The organism is Tessaracoccus sp. ZS01, assembly GCF_022342445.1.
Lineage (GTDB): Bacteria > Actinomycetota > Actinomycetes > Propionibacteriales > Propionibacteriaceae > Arachnia.
This window is the reverse complement of sequence record NZ_PQFE01000002.1, coordinates 178,259-197,844: the sequence shown is the minus strand read 5'-3', so window position 1 is coordinate 197,844 and position 19,586 is coordinate 178,259. Positions and strand designations below refer to the sequence as shown.

17 protein-coding genes, 1 tRNA gene and 1 pseudogene are annotated in these 19,586 nt (G+C 68.7%); 13 read left to right on the top strand and 6 right to left on the bottom strand.

Annotation, left to right across the window (positions count from 1 at the left end; genetic code table 11):
* Positions 1-95: 95 nt before the first annotated feature.
* Positions 96-1,619 (bottom strand): glycoside hydrolase family 3 C-terminal domain-containing protein, encoded by a 1,524-nt coding sequence (locus C3E87_RS04775; RefSeq protein WP_198928205.1) that lies wholly within the window; start codon positions 1,617-1,619, stop codon positions 96-98.
* A 183-nt stretch (positions 1,620-1,802) separates the two neighbouring features.
* Between C3E87_RS04775 and C3E87_RS04770 the strand changes: the two genes are divergently transcribed.
* From C3E87_RS04770 to C3E87_RS04725, 10 genes and pseudogenes are all read left to right on the top strand, one after another.
* On the top strand, positions 1,803-2,411 hold the full coding sequence (locus C3E87_RS04770) for a 50S ribosomal protein L25/general stress protein Ctc (protein WP_076059989.1): 609 nt from the start codon (positions 1,803-1,805) through the stop codon (positions 2,409-2,411).
* Entirely contained in the window at positions 2,408-2,992 is a 585-nt protein-coding gene (pth, locus tag C3E87_RS04765; RefSeq protein WP_076059987.1) for an aminoacyl-tRNA hydrolase, read from the top strand. The genes C3E87_RS04770 and pth overlap by 4 nt, the downstream gene beginning before the upstream one ends.
* 52 nt (positions 2,993-3,044) lie before the next feature.
* The gene (mfd, locus tag C3E87_RS04760; protein WP_076059984.1) at positions 3,045-6,545 is read left to right on the top strand and encodes a transcription-repair coupling factor; all 3,501 of its coding nucleotides are present in this window, start codon (positions 3,045-3,047) and stop codon (positions 6,543-6,545) included.
* Between the two features lie 102 nt (positions 6,546-6,647).
* Positions 6,648-7,154: a hypothetical protein gene (locus tag C3E87_RS04755; RefSeq protein WP_076059982.1), complete on the top strand. Its 507-nt coding sequence runs from the start codon at positions 6,648-6,650 to the stop codon at positions 7,152-7,154.
* A 29-nt stretch (positions 7,155-7,183) separates the two neighbouring features.
* On the top strand, positions 7,184-7,771 hold the full coding sequence (locus C3E87_RS04750; protein WP_076060194.1) for a MazG family protein: 588 nt from the start codon (positions 7,184-7,186) through the stop codon (positions 7,769-7,771).
* A 90-nt stretch (positions 7,772-7,861) separates the two neighbouring features.
* Entirely contained in the window at positions 7,862-9,142 is a 1,281-nt protein-coding gene (gene eno / locus C3E87_RS04745) for a phosphopyruvate hydratase (RefSeq protein WP_076059980.1), read from the top strand.
* Between the two features lie 258 nt (positions 9,143-9,400).
* Positions 9,401-9,826: a septum formation initiator family protein gene (locus C3E87_RS04740; protein WP_076059978.1), complete on the top strand. Its 426-nt coding sequence runs from the start codon at positions 9,401-9,403 to the stop codon at positions 9,824-9,826.
* A gap of 2 nt (positions 9,827-9,828) precedes the next feature.
* Positions 9,829-10,320, top strand: a complete 492-nt coding sequence (locus tag C3E87_RS04735; RefSeq protein WP_076059976.1) for a DUF501 domain-containing protein — start codon at positions 9,829-9,831, stop codon at positions 10,318-10,320.
* The gene (locus C3E87_RS04730) at positions 10,317-11,234 is read left to right on the top strand and encodes a Ppx/GppA phosphatase family protein (protein WP_076059973.1); all 918 of its coding nucleotides are present in this window, start codon (positions 10,317-10,319) and stop codon (positions 11,232-11,234) included. Before C3E87_RS04735 ends, C3E87_RS04730 begins: the two co-directional genes overlap by 4 nt.
* Positions 11,234-12,231, top strand: a pseudogene (locus tag C3E87_RS04725) (NAD(P)H-dependent flavin oxidoreductase). Before C3E87_RS04730 ends, C3E87_RS04725 begins: the two are co-directional and overlap by 1 nt.
* Before the next feature lie 59 nt (positions 12,232-12,290).
* Here C3E87_RS04725 and C3E87_RS04720 read toward each other — a convergent pair.
* Together C3E87_RS04720 and C3E87_RS04715 are read right to left on the bottom strand one after the other, a co-directional pair.
* Positions 12,291-13,736, bottom strand: coding sequence for a flotillin family protein (locus C3E87_RS04720; RefSeq protein ID WP_076059971.1), 1,446 nt, complete (start codon positions 13,734-13,736; stop codon positions 12,291-12,293).
* A 30-nt stretch (positions 13,737-13,766) separates the two neighbouring features.
* On the bottom strand, positions 13,767-14,285 hold the full coding sequence (locus tag C3E87_RS04715; RefSeq protein ID WP_076059968.1) for a hypothetical protein: 519 nt from the start codon (positions 14,283-14,285) through the stop codon (positions 13,767-13,769).
* A 100-nt stretch (positions 14,286-14,385) separates the two neighbouring features.
* Between C3E87_RS04715 and C3E87_RS04710 the strand changes: the two genes are divergently transcribed.
* A tRNA-Leu gene (locus C3E87_RS04710) sits at positions 14,386-14,459 on the top strand.
* Here the strand turns inward: C3E87_RS04710 and C3E87_RS04705 are convergent.
* Positions 14,460-15,857, bottom strand: coding sequence for an MBL fold metallo-hydrolase RNA specificity domain-containing protein (locus tag C3E87_RS04705; protein ID WP_076059966.1), 1,398 nt, complete (start codon positions 15,855-15,857; stop codon positions 14,460-14,462).
* Between the two features lie 127 nt (positions 15,858-15,984).
* Here C3E87_RS04705 and C3E87_RS04700 point away from each other — a divergent pair, with 127 nt between their 5' ends.
* Positions 15,985-16,860: a Bax inhibitor-1/YccA family protein gene (locus C3E87_RS04700; RefSeq protein ID WP_076059963.1), complete on the top strand. Its 876-nt coding sequence runs from the start codon at positions 15,985-15,987 to the stop codon at positions 16,858-16,860.
* On the opposite strand, the gene C3E87_RS04695 is transcribed toward C3E87_RS04700, so the two are convergent.
* Complete coding sequence (locus C3E87_RS04695) at positions 16,850-17,539, bottom strand: NUDIX hydrolase (protein ID WP_076059961.1); 690 nt, start codon at positions 17,537-17,539, stop codon at positions 16,850-16,852. The two genes, C3E87_RS04700 and C3E87_RS04695, sit on opposite strands and share 11 nt — an antisense overlap.
* A 128-nt stretch (positions 17,540-17,667) precedes the next feature.
* On the opposite strand from C3E87_RS04695, the gene C3E87_RS04690 reads away from it, so the two are divergent.
* Entirely contained in the window at positions 17,668-18,555 is an 888-nt protein-coding gene (locus C3E87_RS04690; protein WP_076059958.1) for a neutral zinc metallopeptidase, read from the top strand.
* A gap of 16 nt (positions 18,556-18,571) precedes the next feature.
* Here C3E87_RS04690 and C3E87_RS04685 read toward each other — a convergent pair whose 3' ends face one another.
* Positions 18,572-19,555: a hypothetical protein gene (locus C3E87_RS04685; RefSeq protein WP_076059956.1), complete on the bottom strand. Its 984-nt coding sequence runs from the start codon at positions 19,553-19,555 to the stop codon at positions 18,572-18,574.
* Positions 19,556-19,586: the final 31 nt, after the last annotated feature.

Here is a 19,586-nt window from a genome sequence, read left to right as displayed (position 1 = left end):
TCGAGTTCGTGGATCGGTCTACTAAGAACTGTAGACCGATCCACGAACGCTGTCCACCGCTCTCGTAGACTTTCTTTATAACGATTCAGAAACGGTCAGCGCAGAGTCAGCGACGCTGCCGCCGACACCGAGTCCGAAGCCCCACCGACGACGAACGAAACCGTGCCCTTCGGCGTGACCCACCCGCCTGTGGCGGTGTCCCACACATCGAGCAGGTGGCGCTCGCGCAGTTGCTCGGGTGTGAGCTCCACGGTCACGTTGCGGTGCTCGCCGGGCTGCAGGGTGACCCGCTCCCAGCCCACCAGCCGCTTGGACGGTAGGTCGGCCGCCGAAGGCAGTTCGACGTAGACCTGAGCCACCTCGGTTCCCGCCACGTCGCCGGTGTTGGTCAACCGGAAGCTCACACGGAGGGCCTTGGAGCCATCGCTGTTCTTCGGTGTCACGTTCACCTTCGAGTACTCGAACGACGTGTAGGAGAGGCCGTGCCCGAATGCGAAGAGCGGATCGATGCCCTCGGATTCATACCAGCGGTAGCCCACTTTGAGCCCCTCGGTGTAGTTGACCTGTCGGATCTCGCCGGTCACGGTGCGCTCCGTCGTTCCGTCGGCGAAGATGCCGGGGTACTGCTCGGGCGTCGAGGTGGGGATGTCGGCCAGCGACCTGGGGAAGCTCATCGGGAGCTTGCCTGAGGGGTTCACGTCGCCGAACAGGATGCCGGCCAGAGCGGGCCCGAACTGCTCGCCGCCGTACCAGGCCTGCAGCACCGCGTCGACGTCCTCGAGCCACGGCATGACCACTGCGGTTCCCGAGTTCAGCACCACGACCGTGCGGTCGGCTGCGCCGGCCACCGCCTGGATGAGGGCGTCGCCGCCATGGTCCAGGTTGAGGTCGGTGATGTCGGCGAACTCGCCCATGCCGAGGTGCCCGAAGACGACGGCGACGTCGGCTGAGGCTGCTGCTTCGGCCGCCTGGGTGAGGTCGGCACCGTTGTCGAACACGACAGTGCCGCCGTCGGCGGTCACGCGCTCGGTGATCGCGGTCAGTGGGTCGACGAGTGCGTCACAGTTCAGCACCGCGTTGCCGCGGAAGCCGTTGGCCGCGCAGGCGGTCTTGGCGCTGACTGTGCCGGTGGCGGTCATCGACGCCGTGGGGCCGATGATGGCGACGGTCGGCGCACCATCGAGGGGCAGCGTGGCGCCCTGATTCCTGAGCAGCACCGTGCTCTGCTCGGCCAGTTCCCGTGCCACGGCCTTGTGCTCGGCCGTGGAGACGCCTGTGATGGGCGGCTGGGGTACGGGGTTGTCGAACAGGCCGACGTTGAGGTAGGCCCGCACCACCCGGAAGGCGGCCGCGTCGATGGCCTCCTGGTCGATGTCACCGGCAGCCAGCGCCGCGTCGAGGCGTTCTGGGGTGAACCAGATCGGGCGGTTGAGTTCCTGGTCCAGGCCGGCGTTGAGCGCGTCAGCGGTGGAGTGGACGGCGCCGAAGTCGCTCATGACGTAGCCCTTGAACCCGATGCGGTCCTTGAGATCCTCGTTCATGATCGGGTGTTCGCAGGCCCAGACGCCGTTGATCTGGTTGTACGAGCACATCGCGCTGTCGGGGTCGCTCTCGCGCACCGCGATCTCGTTAAGCGGTCCACAACAAGCGCAGGATGGCGGATTTCTTGAGGTCTCCAAGCGTGGGGTAAGCTTGCCGGGTTGCCTGGCGAGGGACTCACACGGGTCCGTCATCGACTAGCTCGCTTCTCGCTCGGCGCCTGCATGCGCACCATTCATCTGAGAGCTTGAGGAGTTCACCCCATGGCTGCTGACGCCCAACTGTCCGCCACCACCCGCACCGAGTTCGGCAAGGGCGCTGCCCGTCGGCTCCGCCGCGAGGGTGGCACCCCCGCCGTCCTCTACGGCCACGGCATGGATCCCGTCCACCTGGCGCTGCCCGCGCAGGAGACCTACCTCGCGCTGCGTACCTCCAACGCACTGCTCGAGATCTCGATCGACGGCGACAAGAAGCCCTCGCTCGCGCTCGTCAAGCAGATCCAGCGCGACCCGATCCGTCCCCTGATCGACCACATCGACCTCCTGCTGGTGAAGGCCGGCGAGAAGGTCGAGGTCGAGGTGCTGCTGGTCCTCGTCGGCGACGCCGAGCGCGGCACGCTGATCAACCAGGACCTCACCACGCTGACCGTCCTCGCGCCGGCCACCGACATCCCCACGGAGCTCCACGTGTCACTCGACGGCCTCGTCATCGGCGACCAGATCCTGGTCTCCGACGTCAAGCTGCCTGAGGGCGTCGAGGCGACGGGAGACCCCGATGCGCTCGTCCTGTCCGTCAACGCGCCCACCGTCGAGTCCGAGTCTGAAGAGACCGCCGGCGAAGAGGCCGCTGAGGGCGACGACTCCGCGGAGTGACCAGTTCCACCTATCTCGTGGTCGGGCTCGGGAACCCGGGCCCGGCCTACGAGATCACCCGGCACAACGTCGGGTTCTGGGCCGTAGCGGATCTCGCAGACCGCTACGGCTCCTCCTTTTCGTTGAACTCGCGCCAGAAGGCCGAGATCGCGACCGTGACCCTGCGCGGTCAGGAACCGGTGAAGCTGGTCCTGGTCCGTCCCACCACGTTCATGAACCTGTCCGGCGTGGCCGTCAGGTCCATCGCCACGTTCCACAAGATCGAGCCGGGTCACATCATCGCGATCCACGACGAGCTCGACCTGGACGCCGGCCGTCTGCGCGTGAAGCTGGGCGGCGGCGACAACGGCCACAACGGCCTCAAGTCGATGCGTCAGCACCTCGGCACCGGCGACTTCTACCGGGTGCGGGTGGGGATCGGGCGTCCGCCCGGCCGCCAGTCCGCCGCGGATTACGTGCTGGCCAAGCTGAAGCCGAAGGAACTCGACGAGATGCGGGTCGATGCGGCGGTGGCCGCCGACGTCGTGGAGTCGCTCGTGCGCGAGGGCCTCGTCGTCACCCAGAACAAGTTCAACTCGTAACGCAGGCCTACCGTCGTCGGCCGGGGCCGGGTGGCGTGGAAGGATTGACACCGTGAAGTATCCAGGCCTCCTTCAGGCTCTCGAGGCATCCGAGGGATTCCAGTACACGCTCGCCGACGCCCGACGCTCCGGAGTGACCACGCTCGACGTCACCACCGTCGGATCGTTCTTCCCGTTCCTGACCTCCGCCATCGCGGAGGAGAGCGGCCGCACGGTGCTGCTCATCACGTCCACCTATCGCGAGGCGGAGCAGCTCACCAGCGAGCTCGCAGGCCACCTGGGTGAGGACGCCGTCGAGTACTACCCGGCCTGGGAGACGCTGCCGCACGAGCGGCTGTCGCCCCGCGCCGACACCGTCGGCCGTCGTCTCGCCGTACTCCGTCGCCTGGCCGGTCACGCCGAGGAACCCGCGCCCAAGGTGGTCGTGGCCCCCGTCCGTTCCGTCCTGCAGCCGCAGGTCAAGGGCCTGGCGGGCATGGCGCCGGTGCGGATCGCGGTGGGGGAGACCTACGAACTGGGCACGCTGCTGGCGGACCTCGCCGGCGCGGCCTACAACCGCGTGGACATGGTGGAGCGACGCGGCGAGTTCGCCGTGCGCGGCGGCATCGTCGACATCTTCCCGCCCACCGCGGACCACCCGGTGCGTGTCGACTTCTTCGGCGACGAGGTCGACGAGATCCGCTTCTTCACCGTCGCGGACCAGCGCTCCACCGGAGACACCGCCACGGTCGTCGTCGCCCCACCCTGCCGCGAACTGCTCCTGACGACGGCGGTGCGCACACGGGCGAAGAGGCTTGCCGCCGCCCACCCCGAACTGGCCGACATGCTCACCCGCGTCGGCGAAGGCCAGGCGGTGGAGGGCATGGAGGCGCTCATCCCGGTGCTCGTCGAAGGCCTGGAACTGCTCGTCGACGTGCTGCCGAAGGGTTCGCTGATCCTCGCCGCGTCGCCGGAGCTGATCCGCACCCGCGCCGCCGAGCTCGTGGCCACCAGCCAGGAATTCCTCGAAGCCTCCTGGGCGGCCGCCGCAGGCGGTGGCAGTTCGCCCATCGACCTCGGCGCCTCGGCCTACTGGGCCCTGGGCGACGTCCGCCAGCATGCGCTGGAATCCGGCCACCGCTGGTGGTCGCTGTCGCCCTTCATGGCCGCCCCCGGCGTCGACGAGGACGGCCCCGCCGTCCCCGAAGCCGCCTCGGTGCACTCCCGTTCGCTCGACATCACCGCCGGCGAGGGCTTCCGCGGCGACACCGACGCCGCCGTCGCCCACATCAGGACGCGCCTTGCCGACGGCTGGAAGGTCGTGCTCACAGTGGAGGGCCAGGGTCTGGCCACCCGCCTCGTGGAGCTGCTCGGCGAGGCGGGGATCGCCGCCTCGATCGACGACCTGGCTGAGGCTCCGGCGGCCAGCCGGGTCACCGTCGTGCTCTCGCCGCAGCGTCATGGCTGGCGCGCCGAAGGGCCGAAGCTGGAGGTCATCACCGCCGGCGAACTGACCGGTCAGGTCGAGCTGGACAGGACCCAACGCAAGCTGCCCCAGCGCCGCAAGCCCACCATCCAGCCGCTCGAGCTCAAGGCCGGCGACCCCGTCGTGCACGAGCAGCACGGCGTCGGCCGGTTCGTCGAGCTGGTGCAGCGCACAGTGCAGGGCAACACCCGCGACTACCTCGTCATCGAATACGCCGCCAGCAAGCGCGGCCATCCCGGAGACCGGTTGTTCGTGCCGATGGACCAGCTCGACCAGCTGAGCCGCTACGTCGGCGCTGAGGCCCCCACGCTCGACAAGATGGGCGGGGCCGATTGGACCAAGCGCAAGGCCAAGGCCCGCAAGGCGGTGCGGGAGATCTCCGCCGAGCTCATCAAGCTCTACGCCGCCCGCCAGGCCACCAAGGGCCACGCGTTCGGTCCCGACACCGTCTGGCAGCGCGAGTTGGAGGATGCCTTCAGCTACGTCGAGACCCACGACCAGCTCTCCGCCATCACCGAGGTGAAGCACGACATGGAGCAGCTCGTGCCCATGGACCGCCTCATCTGCGGCGACGTCGGCTTCGGCAAGACGGAGATCGCCGTGCGTGCCGCGTTCAAGGCCGTCCAGGACGGCAAGCAGGTGGCGGTGCTGGTGCCCACCACGCTGCTCGTGACCCAGCACTACCAGACGTTCGCGTCGCGCTTCGCGGGCTTTCCTGTGCAGCTGGCACAGTTGTCGCGTTTCCAGACCGACGCTGAGGCCAAGAAGGTCGTCGACGGCCTTGCCTCCGGCCGCATCGACGTGGTGATCGGCACGCACCGGCTCCTCAGCAAGGAGATCGAGTTCAAGGACCTCGGCCTGGTGGTGATCGACGAGGAGCAGCGCTTCGGCGTTGAACACAAGGAACGTCTGAAGTCCATGCGGGTCAACGTCGACGTGTTGTCCATGTCGGCCACGCCCATCCCGCGCACGCTCGAGATCGCCATCACCGGCATCCGCGAGATGAGCGTCATCGCCACCCCGCCGGAGGAGCGCCACCCGGTGCTCACGTTCGCCGGCCCCTACGACGACGGGCAGGTCAAGGCTGCCATCCGCCGCGAGCTGGCCCGCGAGGGTCAGGTGTTCTTCGTGCACAACCGCGTCGGCACCATCGAGAAGACCGCTGCGCATCTGCGGGAGCTGGTGCCCGAGGCGCGGATCGCGACGGCGCACGGTCAGATGAACGAGCACCGGCTCGAAGCGGTGATGCAGGACTTCTGGGAGCGGCGCGCGGATGTGCTGGTCTGCACCACCATCGTCGAATCTGGCCTGAACATCCAGAGCGCCAACACCCTCATCATCGACAGCGCCGACAAGATGGGCCTGTCGCAGTTGCACCAGCTGCGAGGACGCGTCGGCCGGTCCCGGGAACGCGGGTACGCCTACTTCCTCTACCCGGCGGACAAGACGCTCACGGAGGCCTCCCACGAACGGCTCGCCACCATGGCCGCCAACACCGAGTTGGGCTCCGGCATGGCCATCGCCATGCGCGACCTCGAACTCCGCGGCGCCGGCAACCTCCTGGGCGAGGACCAGTCCGGCCACATCGAAGGCGTCGGGTTCGACATGTACCTGCGCATGGTCGGCGAGGCCGTGGCCAACTGGCGCGGCGTCGACACGGAGCCGGAGCCGACGATGCGGGTGGAGATCCCCGTCGACGCGCACCTCCCGGACGACTACATCACCTCGGAGCGGCTGCGGCTGGAGATGTACAAGCAGATCGCCGAGATCCGCACGGCGGCAGACATCGACGCCGTGCGCGCCGAACTGCTCGACCGCTACGGCGAGTTGCCGGCCCCCGTCGAGCAGTTGCTCGGGGTGGCGGCGCTGCGCAACCTCGCTCGGGAGCACGGGATCCAGGAGATCGTGCCGCAGGGCAAGGTGATCCGGCTGTCGCCGTTGTCGCTGCCCGAATCGAAGCAGCTGCGACTCAACCGCCTGTACCCGGGTTCGGTGATCAAGCAGTCCAACGAGCAGATCCTCGTGCCGAAACCGGAGGGCGACCACCTCACCTGGGTCACCACGTTGTTGACCCAACTGTTCGCCTGAGCCCCGGGGCAGGTGGAGGGCCGGTCGGCTTCTGGACCGCGGGTGGGCCTGCGGTACGCTGAGCGAGGTGCCTGTGCACCCCCGTAGTTCGAGAGGACCCAGATGAAGTTCACGCGTCTCGCGCCCGCCGTCGCCGCTGTCGCCGCCGTCGGTCTCCTGGCTGGTTGCAGCCCCACCGCCGGCACCGCGCTGGTCGTGGACGGCAACCGGTACACGGAGAGCGAAGTCACCCAGATCGTCGACGGTTGCGCCGAGGCGCTGCAGGTGGCGCCGGACCAGCTGCGTCGCCAGGGTGTCGTCGGCACGCTGCTGCTGGGCGGCCTGTTCGACTCCTTCGGTGCTGAGATCTCCGAGGAGGACCTCCGCGCCGCAGGTGCGCAGAGCGCGCAGGGTTCGGAGCAGCTCTTCTCGGTGGAGGACTGCAAGCCCCTGGCCCTCGCCAACGTCAAGACCACCATGCTCGGCCAGCTCGAGCCGCAGTTCATCGAGGAGGCCGCCAACAACCTCGACGTGCAGCTCAACCCCCGCTACGGCAAGTGGGAGCCCTGGACGCAGCAGCTGCTCAACACTTCGGGCTCGCTGTCGGAACCGGTCGTCGCGCCCCAGTGACCTCAGAGCTGGAGCGACTGCGCCAGGTGATGGCGGAACTACGGGTGAAATGCCCGTGGGACGCCGAACAGACCCACCGCTCGCTGCTCAACCACCTCATCGAAGAGGCCTGTGAGGTGGTGGACGCGGTTGAGGCCGGGTCAGACACCGAACTGGTCGAGGAGCTCGGCGACCTCCTCCTGCAGGTGTACTTCCACGCCCAGATCGCCACGGACGAGGGCCGCTTCACGCTCGACGACGTGGCCCGGGGCATCTCGGACAAGCTCATCAGCCGCCACCCCCACGTGTTCGGCGATGCGGAGATCCCGCAGGACATGTGGCAGAACTGGGAGGAACGCAAGCGTGCCGAGAAGGGCCGCACCTCCGCCCTCGACGGTATCGCCGAATCGTTGAGCGTGATCGGCCGGGCCCACAAAGTGGTCTCGCGGACACGTTCGCACGCAGTGGATATCGAACTGCCTTCCGAACCCATCGACGAGGCCACCGTAGGGCGGGAGATCCTCGCGCTCATCGCGCGGGCCCAGGCCAACGGGATCGACGCGGACGCCGCTGCCCGGCAGGCGCTCCGCAGCCTCGAAGCCCAGATCCGGGCCACTGAACCCACCACCCATCAATAGGGCCTGAATCCCGGCTGCCCCGGCGCGGGAGACCGCACCGGTTACAGCTAGGCTTGGGCCCGAGAGACGACTCTTTGAAAGGGACCTTAAATGGCATCCATCGAATTCATCCAGGCACGCGAGATTCTCGACTCCCGCGGCAACCCGACGATCGAGGTCGAGGTCGAGCTCGAGTCGGGCGCGCAGGGTCGCGCCGCTGTCCCGTCGGGTGCCTCCACCGGCGCCTTCGAAGCCGTTGAGCTTCGCGACGGCGACAAGGGCCGCTACGGCGGCAAGGGCGTCCTCACGGCCGTGAAGAACGCCACCGAGGTCATCGGCGAGGAGATCCTCGGCCTCGACGCCACGGAGCAGCGCATCGTCGACATGGCGATGCTGGAGCTCGACGGCACGGACAACAAGGCCAAGCTGGGTGCCAACGCCATCCTCGGCGTCTCCCTCGCCGTGGCGCACGCCGCCGCTGAGGAATCCGGCCTGCCGCTGTACAAGTACGTCGGTGGCCCCAACGCCCACATCCTCCCCGTTCCCATGATGAACATCCTCAACGGTGGGTCGCACGCAGACTCCAACGTCGACATCCAGGAGTTCATGATCGCCCCGATCGGCGCCGAGTCGTTCGCGGAGGCCGTCGAAATGGGCGCCGCCGTCTACCACTCGCTCAAGGCTGTCCTCAAGGAGCGCGGGCTCAACACCGGCCTCGGCGACGAGGGTGGCTTCGCGCCCAACCTCGATTCCAACCGCGCCGCGCTCGACCTGATCGTCGACGCCATCCGCAAGGCCGGCTTCGAGCCCGGTTCCGACATCGCGCTCGCGCTCGACGTGGCCGCCTCGGAGTTCTTCGAGGACGGTTCGTACGTCTTCGAGGGTGAGAAGAAGACCGCCGAGCAGATGGTCGACTACTACGCCGAACTCGTCGACGCCTACCCGATGGTCTCCATCGAGGATCCGCTGAACGAAGAGGACTGGGACGGCTGGAAGCTCATGACCGAGCGTCTGGGCAGCAAGGTCCAGCTCGTCGGCGACGACCTGTTCGTCACCAACGTCACCCGCCTCCAGCGCGGCATCGACACCGACACCGCCAACGCGCTGCTGGTGAAGGTCAACCAGATCGGCTCGCTGTCGGAGACCATCGACGCTGTGGACCTGGCCCACCGCAACGGCTTCCGCACCATGATGTCGCACCGTTCCGGTGAGACCGAGGACACCACCATCGCAGACCTCGCCGTCGCGCTGGGCTGTGGCCAGATCAAGTCCGGCGCCCCGGCCCGTACGGACCGCGTCGCCAAGTACAACCAGCTGCTGCGCATCGAGGAAGACCTCGACGAGGCTGCTGTGTACGCCGGTCGCTCGGCGTTCCCCCGCTTCCAGGGCTGATCACCTGAAGTGACACCGGGGTCCCCGGAGTAGCGCTGCTACTCCGGGGCCCCTTGTCTTTAGGGGCACACGCGAGTCGATTCCGGCGCCCGCAAGGACATACGGCAGACTGGGCGGGTGGCTCAATCACCCCGATCCAGGCAGGCCAATCCCGGCCCCGGCCGCGGCACCCCGCGGTCACGCACGTCGGCGCGCCCGGGTGAACGGAGCCGCAAACCGCACGTCGAGCCGCTTCCTGAGCAGGAGGTGTCGAGGGCGATGAGCGCACGGCCCGCAGCGCAACCGCGCGCCAGCCGGGCCATGACCGCCACCTGGCGGCTCGCCGTCCTCCTCGTCGTCATCGCCGGGATCGGCCTGGTGCTCGCCCATTCGCTGCGCGTCTACTTCGCGCAGGCGCAGGAACTGGCCGCCGTCCGGGCGGAGATCGCCGCGGAGCGCGACAGGATCGCCGACATGGAGGACCAGTTGGAGCGCTGGGAAGATCCCGAGTACGTTCGCTCCATCGCGCGGGTCCGGCTGGGCTGGGTGATGCCCGGCGAGGTGGGCTATCGCGTCATCGACGCCGACGGCAACCCACTCGAAGGGGCCACCATGACGGAGCAGGAACCCGAATTGCAGGGTGAGTGGTACGAGAAGATGTGGACGTCCGTGAAGCTCACGGACACCCCGGCGGAGGAGGAGTAGGCATGAGCGGGCCGACGCAGGAAGACCTCGCCGTCGTCGAGGCGCAACTCGGACGCGAGCCCCGCGGCGTCGCCGAGGTGGCGTGGCGCTGCCCCTGCGGCAAGCCGGGCGTCGTCAAGACGGAACCGCGGCTGCCCAACGGCACGCCGTTCCCCACCACCTACTACCTCACCTGCCCACGGGCCACGTCGGCCACCTCCACTCTCGAGGCCTCCGGGCTGATGGCGGAGATGACTGAGCGGCTGGCGGCCGACGAGGAACTCGCCGCCGCCTACCGGCGAGCGCATGAGTCCTACCTCGCAGACCGGGAGGCGCTGGGTCACGTCGAGGAGATCGAGGGAATCAGCGCCGGCGGCATGCCCACCCGCGTGAAGTGCCTACACGTGCTCGTCGGGCACTCGTTGGCCAAGGGCCCGGGCGTCAACCCGCTCGGCGACGAGGCAGTGGCGGCGCTCGGCGACTTCTGGTGCGCCCCCTGCCTGGAGGGCGAATGACGACCGTCGCCGCGGTGGACTGCGGCACCAACTCCATCCGGCTGCTGATCCTCCGGAGGGGAGCCGACGGCGCGCTCACCGAACTCGCCCGCGAGGTTCGGCTCGCGAGGCTCGGCCAGGGCGTCGACGCCACGGGGGAGTTCCACCCCGATGCGCTCCAGCGCGCCAACCGGATCTTCGAGGAGTTCGCCGCGATCATCACCGGCGCCGGGGCTGACCGCGTCCGTTTCGTGGCCACCTCCGCCGCGCGTGACGTGAGCAACCGTGCGGTGTTCGAGGCGAACGTGCGCGACAGACTGGGCGTGGAGGTGGACGTCATCTCCGGCTCCGAGGAGGCGCAGCTCTCCACGTTGGGCGTCCTCAGCGGCGTGACTGTGCCGACCCCGTCGTTGGTGTTCGACATCGGCGGCGGCTCGACGGAACTGATCGTGGTGGGGGAGGGGCCGGCGATCCTGTCCGCCATCAGCCTCAACATCGGCGCGGTGCGCGTGAAGGAGCGATTCCTGCCCGGCGACCCGCCGTCGGAGCAGGAGATCCGGGCGGCGCGGACGTTCATCGGGGAGCAACTCGGCGGCGCAGGCGTGGATTTCGGGTCGCTCGCGGCGGCCGTGGGTGTCGCCGGTACGGTGACCAGCTTCGCGGCGGCGAAGCTCGGGCTGGAGACCTACCACCGCGAGGCGGTGCACGAAACGGTCCTGGCCCGGGGCGACATCGAAGCCACCCTCAACCACTGGCTCACTCAGCCGGCCGCAGTGACGGCCGAGGAACCCTGCATGCACCCGCTGCGCGCAGCGGTGATCGGCGCGGGCGGACTGATCCTCGACGAAATCTCCAGCCGCGTCCCCGGCGGGAGCGTGTTGGTGAGCGAGACCGACATCCTCGACGGCATCGCGCTGGGCCTGTTGGAGCAGTGATGCTGCCCACCCTCCCCATCGTGCAGGCGCCCATGGCGGGTGTGCAGGGGAGTGCCCTGGCCTTGGCGGTCGGACGCACCGGTGCGCTGGGCTCCCTGCCCGCAGCCATGCTGAGCGACGACGCGCTGACCGCCGAACTGAGCGTACTGGCTGGCGCCGACGTGCCCTACAGCGTCAACTTCTTCGCCCACCACGCGCCCCAGCCGGATCCGGTCCGGGAGGACGCCTGGCTCGCGGCGCTCGCCCCGTACCGTGAGGAGTACGGGGTGGCCGAGACCGGCGGCGGCGCTCCCCGCCGCCCGTTCGACGCGCACATCTGCGGCGCCATCGAGCCGTTCGCGCCGCCCATCGTGAGTTTCCACTTCGGCCTGCCCGAGGAGGGCCTGTTGCGCCGGGTGAAGGCGTGGGGTGCGGTGGTCATGAGCACCGCGACCACCGTCGAGGAGGCCCGCTGGCTCGTGGAACACGGGGCGGACGCGGTGATCGCCCAGGGCATCGAGGCAGGCGGGCACCGGGGCAACTTCCTGTCGGATGACCTGTCGCTGCAGCAGCCAACGCTGGATCTGGTGCGCGCGGTTCGGGGTTCGGTCACCTGCCCGGTGATCGCGGCCGGCGGCATACGACGGCCGCCGACGTGCAGGCGGCGCTCGCAGCCGGCGCGGTGTCCGTCCAGGTGGGGACCGCGTTCCTGCTGGCCGACGAATCCACCACGTCGCCTATGCACCGCGATGCGGTCCTGCGTCCGCACGACACCGTCGTCACCACGGCGCTGACCGGCCGGCCGGCGCGCGGGATCCCCAACCGGCTGGTGCTGGAATTGGGCGCATTCCCTGAGTCCGTTCCCCCGTTCCCGTTGGCGGCCGGGCCACTCGCCCCGCTGCGCGCAGCAGCAGAGGCGCAGGGCCGCACGGACTTCACGCCCCTGTGGTGCGGGATGAACACCGACGGTGTGCACGCTGCTCCTGCCGCGGCGATCGTCGAGTCGCTGCTCGGCTGACGGCATGGAGAGAGCCGGTGTGCGGAAGGATCCGCACACCGGCTCTCTTGCGTTGGGGGTTACTCCGCCGGGGTGGTGGTGCCCTGGAGCGCGCCGTTCTTGCCGGCCATCCGGTCGAGCACGGCCGTCAGGTCGTAGCCGGTGGTGTCCTTGACCATCTGCATGGTCTGCATGACGTTCTCCGTGACCTGGCGGGGCAGCACCGAGGCGCCGTCGGTGGACACGACGGTGAGCTTGTCGATGTTGCCCAGCGGGGCGGCCACCTTCTCGGCCATCTGGGGCAGCACCTCGATCAGCATCTGCAGGACGGCGGCCTCGTTGTAGTGCGCGAACGCCTCGGCACGCTTGTTCATCGCCTCGGCCTCAGCCTGGCCGACGGCCAGCACCGCGGCGGCCTTCGCCTCGCCTTCAGCGCGGACGGCGTCGGCCTCGGCCACTCGGCGGGACTTCTCGCCGACACCGGTGAGGCGCTGGCGCTCCGCCTCGGCCTCAGCCTGCGCGATGGCCGCGGCCTTCTGGGCCTCGGCCTGGAAGATGGCGGCGTTGCGCTGTGCCTCGGCCGCGGTCTCGACGCGGTACCGCTCGGCATCTGCCGGGCGGCGCACCTCGGTGTCCAGTTGGCGTTCCTTCAGCGCGGCCTGCGCGACGGCGACCTTCTCCTGCTCGCGGAGAACGGCCTGGTCGCGGTCTGCCTGGGCGAGGGGTCCGGCGGACGCGGCGGTGGCCCTGGCGGCGTCGGTCTCCGACTGGATCTCGGCCTTCTTCAGCACGAGTGCCCGCTGGGAGATGGCGATCTCCTGCTCAGCGGCGATCTGCGCCTGCTCCGCTTCGCGTCGGGCTTCGGCTTCCGCGACGGCGGCGAGGCGGCCGAGCTTGGCCGACTCCGGGCGTCCGAGGTCTGACAGGTAGCTGCCGTCGTCGGAGATGTCCTGGATCTGGAAGGTGTCGAGCACGAGACCCTGGCCGGTCAGCGACGACTCGGACTCATCGGTGACCCGCTGCGCGAACGCGGCGCGGTCACGGATGATCTGCTCCACGGTCAGCGAGCCGACGATCGAACGGAGCGAGCCCGCGAGGGTCTCCTGGGTGAAGGTCTCGATCTCGTCCTGCTGGCCGAGGAAGCGCTGTGCGGAGGCCCGGATCGAATCCTCGTTGCCGCCCACCTTGACGATCGCGACACCGTCGACGTTGAGCTTGATGCCCTGACCGGAGACGGCGTTGCGGATGGTGATCATGATGCGGCGCGACGACAGGTCGAGCGTGTGCAGGCGCTGGATGAACGGGACGACGAACACGCCACCGCCCATGACGACCTTCTGGCCGCTCAGGTCCGTCGACACGAGGCCGGTCTCCGGATTGCGGACCTCCCTGCCCTTGCGGCCGGTGATGATGAAGGCCTCGTTCGGCTTGGCCACCTTGTACCTGCTGGCGATCAGCAGGCCGATCAGCACGAGAAGGATGATGAGGCCGAGGATTGCGGTGACTACGGGACTTAAGCCGGGCATGGATGCCTTTCGTTCGGTCTTGGCTGCAGGCTAGGGAGTGAGTTCGCCGGGGGCGGAGGTGGGCGTGACTTCCACGGCGGTGGGGGAGAGGATGGCCGAGACCCACACTTCATCGCCGGCCGCGACGGGGAACTCGGACTTGGCGGCGATCTTGCGCACCTGCCCGCCCACGCTGATGTGGATCTCGCCGTACCCGCCCTGGGGGATGGCCGTGATGACGCGGCCTGAATAGCCGATCATCGAATCAGACCGGAAGCTGGCCGCATCCTCGCCGCTCTTTAGCGCACGGGTCAGCCGCATGGCGCCCCAGGCGGCCAGCGCGCCGATCACCAGGCCGGTGACGACGGCGAACACCATGGTGTCGATGAGGGCCAGGCCCAGCGCACCGCCGAATCCGAACGCACCGATGAAGGCCGAGATGGAGGAGACGGAGAAGAGGTCGCCGCCGAGGACGTCGAGGTCGAACAGGCCGTCGATCACGTCACCGACGAGCAGGGAAAGCAGGACCAATGCGATACCGACGCCTCCGATGATCAGAAACGCGGTCAAAGCGGGCCCCTCCCCTTGTGCGAACCCCCAGTCTATCGGGCGGGCAGGTCTCCGTCGGGGGCCGTGGGTCTTTCGCTCATCGTCGCTAGACTTTGGCGTGGCCCTCGTAGCCCAATTGGCAGAGGCAGGCGGCTTAAACCCGCTTCAGTACGGGTTCGAGTCCCGTCGGGGGCACTAGTCGTCGGTTTCGTCTCCCAGGAGCGTGACGACCTCGCCGAACTTCGGCGCCACGGCGACCCACCCCAGCTCGTCGGAGATCCGGTCCGCGAACAGTGCCGCCACCTGGGGCTCACCGTGCGTGACGAACACCTCTTCCGGTTCCTTGTCCAGGGCCTTCAGCCAGTCGAGCAGGTCCGAGGCGTCGCCGTGCACGGAGAACTCGCGGTCGCGCACGATCTCGGCGTTCACCCGCACGTACCTTCCGTTGATCTTCACCTGGCGGGCGCCGTCCTCCAGCGCGCGACCGCGGGTGCCCTCGGCCTGGAAGCCCGTGAGCACGACGGTGTTGCGGGCGTCCGGCAGCAGGCGCTGCAGGTGGTAGAGCACCCGGCCGCCCTCGGCCATGCCCGAGCTGGAGATGATGATCATCGGGTCGGTGCGCTTGTTGAGTTCCTTCGAGTCGCGTGAGCCTCGCGCGGCGGTGAGGTCAAGGTCGGTGAAATCGGCGACCGTCACGTCCTCGCGCAGTTCGTCCAGCGACGTGTCGCTGTAGACAGCGAGTGCGCGCAACGACATGGGGCCGTCGACGACGACCGGTACCTCGGGGATGCGGCCCTCGCGGCGCATCTGCACCAGCGCGTGCAGCACCGTCTCCGTCCGGTCGATCGCGAAGGCCGGCACCACCACCTGGCCGCCCCGCTCGATGGTGCGGCGGATGGCGGCGGCGAAGTCTTCGTGCGCGACGTCGGGTTCGGGGTGCTCACGGTCGCCGTAGGTGGATTCGACCAGCACGATGTCGGCGCCGGGGGGAGTGGCGCGGTCCTTGAGGATGGGGTGGTCGTGGCGGCCGAGGTCGCCGGAGAACAGCACCGAGCGGTTGCCGAACTCCACGTGGATCGACGCGGAACCGAGGATGTGCCCGGCCCGGGTCCAGCGCGCCCAGATGCCGTCGATGTCGACGTTCGTGTCGAACTCCACCGGCCGGAACAGCGGGAGGGTCCTCTCCACGTCCTCAGTCGTGTAGATCGCTTCGGGGTTCTCGTGTTTGGACCAGCCGCCGCGCACCGCGTCGGTGACCGACTGTTCCTGGAGTTTGCCGGAATCACGCAGCACGATCTCGGCCAGGCGGATGGTGGCCTCGGTGGCCCAGATCGGTCCGCGGAAACCGTGCTTGACCAGAGCGGGCAGGTACGCGGCATGGTCGGTGTGGGCGTGCGTGAGCAGCACGTCGGAGATGGTGGAGGGGTCGACGGGGAACTCGTCGCGGTTCTTCAACCGCCACTGCTTGTCGCCCTGGAACATGCCCGCGTCGACCAGGATGCGCCGGTCGTCGAGGGTGATGAGGTACTTGGAGCCGGTTACGGTGCCGGCCCCGCCGAGGAACGTGAGGGTCGCCTTCTGCGGGGTGCTCATGATCCGATCGTGGCAGGTATCGGGCGCACCTGGGCGTCCGGCGTGGAAACCCACGGGGCGGGTGGGGAGACCACGTACCATGGAGAGCGACGATCCCGTAGGGGACCACGACAAGAAAGAGAATCACATGGCTAACCCGATCATCGGCAGGCCCGACTCGTTCACGAAGAATCAGGGCACGCAGCAGCGCGGCTACACCGGCTACGGACAGCCCCAGGGATATGCGCAGCCGCAGAGCCAACCCCAGGGCCAGTGGCAGGGCTACCTGCCCCCGCAGCAGCAGTTCGAGCAGAACCAGTTCCACCAGCCACAGCAGACAGATCCGCGCGTCGGCGGCGTGATGACGCTGGACGACGTGCTCGCCAAGACCGCCATCACGCTCGGCACCGTGGCCATCGTCGCCGTCGCGACGTTCATCCTGCTGCCCATGAGCCTGATGCTGCCCGCCGTCATCGGTTCGGGCATCGTGGGCCTGGTCACCATCCTGTTCGTGGCCGGCCGCCGCAAGCTCCCCGTCGGCGGTGTGCTGTTCTACGCCGCGGTCGAGGGCATCTTCGTGGGTGCGTTCTCGAAGTTCTTCGAGTACCTGTATCCGGGCATCGTGGTGCAGGCCGTGCTGGCCACCTTCGTCACCGCGGCCGCCACTCTGGCGGCGTACAAGTTCTTCAACATCCGCGTCACCCCGAAGTTCCGCAAGATGGTCTCCATCGGCACGGTCGCCCTGCTGGGCGTCCTGCTCGTCAACTTCGGCCTCGCGCTGTTCGGCGTCGACACCGCCATCCGCGGCATCGGTTCCGGCGCCGGCTGGCTGGCGATCGGGATCTCCATCCTGGCCGTCGTGCTGGCCGTGCTGAACCTCGTGACGGACTTCGACTCCGTCGAACGCGGTATCGCTGCCCAGGCGCCCGCTCAGGAATCGTGGCGCGCGGCTCTCGGCATCACGGTCACCATGGTGTGGCTGTACGTCGAGCTCCTGCGCATCATGAGCTACTTCAGGGACTGACGGAGGACAGCTTGCGGGCGTACTGACTCAGTAGCGTCCGCGAGCTGTTCGTCCAGTGCAACGAGCGCCACGCGCGCGTAGGCACCCAGCCGGCCTTCATGGTCGATCCACCGATGTCGTGGACGACCGGCTCGCTGGGTGCTTTGCATGTCGCCCCGTAGACGACCCTCAGGGCGTGGAAGTCCTCGAGCCGCCCGCTCATGGAGCGGCCCACCCAGTGCTCGGATTCGAGCGTCAGGACCCGGTCGATGACGATCTCCTGGCCGGTCTCCTCGAAGACCTCGCGTAGCACGGCCTCCGACGGCGACTCTCCCGGGTCGACGCCGCCCCCAGGGAGCGACCACGTACCCGGCGCGGGGGTGGCCGGGGAATTCACCGTGCCGAGGATGCCGCGCTCCGACAGCACGAGCGCATAGGCACCGATGCGCTGGTACCGCGCAGGGGTCTCCGACGGCGAGTTGACGTAGACGGTGTGCCGCTCAACCGGGCGGTGGTCCGACTCGTGCACCTCACGGACCAGCCAGGTGAAGACGATGTCGCCGTCCTGGATGGCGGCGGCGAGCGGCCGCAGGGGTACATAGCCGTGATCGAACATCGTCACGCGGGGATGTGCGCCGTGCTCCACCGGGAAGTCGGCCACGGGCGCCCGCAGGGGACTGGTGACACCGATGACGCGCATTGCGACAGTCTAGTAGGCCGCCCATTCGCCGGCCTTTGCCGCCGCAGCCCCGCTGAGCTGGAATGGGGTTATTGTTTTGGCTACGCATTTCCGGGGCGGCCGGGAAGCGGTTCCGACGGAGGCTGGTCATGGATTATCGCTCTGGCACCGACATCAGTGGCTCCCGTGTGCGGAGGCGCGGCGGCGGCGTGGGCGGCGGACGCCGCGGTGGGCCCATCGCGGTGGGCGGCATCGGCGGCCTCGTCCTCCTGGTGCTGACTCTGCTCTTCGGCGGGAACATCGGCGATGTCCTCGGCGGTGGCGGCGGGGTCGCGCCGCAGGGTGAGGGCCAGGAACAGAGCCAATGCCGCACCGCGGCAGACATCGAACAGGACCGCGACTGCCGCTGGGACGCCTACGACGTCGCGTTGGAGCGGCACTGGTCCAGCGCGTTCGAATCAGGCTTCGAGCCCATCTCGGCACTCAACCTCTACAGCGGCCAGATCGCCACGGCGTGCGGCACCGGCTCGTCGCAGATGGGGCCTTTCTACTGCCCCGGCGACAAGGCCATCTATATCGACGACGAGTTCATGGGCAGCCTGCTCGAGCAGTTGGGCACCACCCGCAGCGACGCCGCTGAGTTGTACATCGTCGGCCACGAGTACGGGCACCACATCTCGAACCTCACAGGCGACATGGAGAAGGCCCGCGCCGGCGGCAACGACACCGGCCCGCGTTCGGGTGCGGTGCGGCTGGAACTGCAGGCAGACTGCTACGCCGGCGTCTTCTTCAAGAACACGACGCAGGACCCGGAGTCGCCGATCGAGGCCGTGACCCAGGACGACCTGAACCGCATCGTCGACGCCGCCCGGGCCGTCGGTGACGACCACATCCAGCAGCAGCAGGGCGGCCGGGTGGTCCCGGAGAGCTGGACGCACGGCTCGTCGAAGATGCGCCAGTACTGGGTGGCCAAGGGTTTCGAGAGCGGAGACCCGGCAACCTGCGACACCTTCAGCACCGACGACCTCGGCGAGTAACGTCGGTCGGGTGGCCTCAGCCCTCGATCAGCCTGGTCATGTCGCGGCCCTCGAGGTCCGTGTAGTGGACCTCGCCGCCGCAGCCCACCCGGACGACGGCGCCGCTGCGCTCGGTGCTGCGGTCGATCTGAACGTCGCACTGCTGGGCCGGGTCGGTCTGGAACTGGGCGATCACCTTCGCCAACGTGGCCGGGTCGATCTGCTGCGGGTCGAACGTGCCCACAGCGGGCGTCTCCCCGCGCCGCGTCTCGAAGACGGGCAGCCCCGCCAACCGGCTCCTGTTCAGGATGACGCCCGGCTCATCCGGCAGGTCGGCCCAGTAGCCGCGCGTGTCGTTGAAGCCGACGGCGAAGGCCTCGGTTGCGTCGCCGACGACCTCACCCAGGCCGGCGGTCAGATCCGCGACGCTCGTGTAACCCAGTTGGGCGACGGCGGTGCCGTCGGCCCTGAAGAACACCGTCGTCGATTCGGGGCGCGAGGTGATGGTCATCAGCACCTGCCCCTCGCGGTACTCCACGATCTGCAGGACGAGTTCGCCCCGCACCCCGCGGAGGTCGGCGATGTCGAACATGCGCGCCACCGACTGCAGGGGGAAATCCGCCGGGTCGAACGTCGCCTGTTCGAGGTACTGGATGTCGGAATCAACCGCAGTGATCTCGTCCTCGGTCCAGCGGTAACTGACCACCGAGCGGTCCGGGCGCAGCGCGGTCAGGGTGGCCTGGTCCCGGGTGATGTCCAGTTTCAGCACGGGCAGGCCGGCGGCCACCGCATGCAGTGCGTCGACGACGAGGTCCGCGTTGTCCACCAGCGGGCCGTCGATGGGGAACCGCTGGGGGAGTTCAGGCTCGGGAACGGGGGAGGAGCTCGGTTCGGCGCCCGTGACCGACGGCGACAACGAGCTGGGCGGGGATGCGGAGGTGGGCCCCAGGCCTGGCGACAACGGCGTGCATCCGGCGAGGACGACGGCAGCTCCGAGCGCGCCGACCGTCCATTTCCTCACCCGCACAGTGTAGGCACCCCTGGGAGCAGGT

Bases quoted from the DNA above. Each gene is read 5' to 3' on its own strand.
- C3E87_RS04690 (WP_076059958.1), top strand. From the start codon at position 17,668: ATGGATTATCGCTCTGGCACCGACATCAGTGGCTCCCGTGTGCGGAGG.
- C3E87_RS04740 (WP_076059978.1), top strand. From the start codon at position 9,401: ATGAGCGCACGGCCCGCAGCGCAACCGCGCGCCAGCCGGGCCATGACC.
- C3E87_RS04730 (WP_076059973.1), top strand. From the start codon at position 10,317: ATGACGACCGTCGCCGCGGTGGACTGCGGCACCAACTCCATCCGGCTG.
- eno (WP_076059980.1), top strand. From the start codon at position 7,862: ATGGCATCCATCGAATTCATCCAGGCACGCGAGATTCTCGACTCCCGC.
- C3E87_RS04700 (WP_076059963.1), top strand. From the start codon at position 15,985: ATGGCTAACCCGATCATCGGCAGGCCCGACTCGTTCACGAAGAATCAG.
- C3E87_RS04750 (WP_076060194.1), top strand. From the start codon at position 7,184: ATGGCGGAACTACGGGTGAAATGCCCGTGGGACGCCGAACAGACCCAC.
- C3E87_RS04695 (WP_076059961.1), bottom strand. From the start codon at position 17,539: ATGCGCGTCATCGGTGTCACCAGTCCCCTGCGGGCGCCCGTGGCCGAC.
- C3E87_RS04720 (WP_076059971.1), bottom strand. From the start codon at position 13,736: ATGCCCGGCTTAAGTCCCGTAGTCACCGCAATCCTCGGCCTCATCATC.
- C3E87_RS04755 (WP_076059982.1), top strand. From the start codon at position 6,648: ATGAAGTTCACGCGTCTCGCGCCCGCCGTCGCCGCTGTCGCCGCCGTC.
- C3E87_RS04770 (WP_076059989.1), top strand. From the start codon at position 1,803: ATGGCTGCTGACGCCCAACTGTCCGCCACCACCCGCACCGAGTTCGGC.
- C3E87_RS04705 (WP_076059966.1), bottom strand. From the start codon at position 15,857: ATGAGCACCCCGCAGAAGGCGACCCTCACGTTCCTCGGCGGGGCCGGC.
- C3E87_RS04735 (WP_076059976.1), top strand. From the start codon at position 9,829: ATGAGCGGGCCGACGCAGGAAGACCTCGCCGTCGTCGAGGCGCAACTC.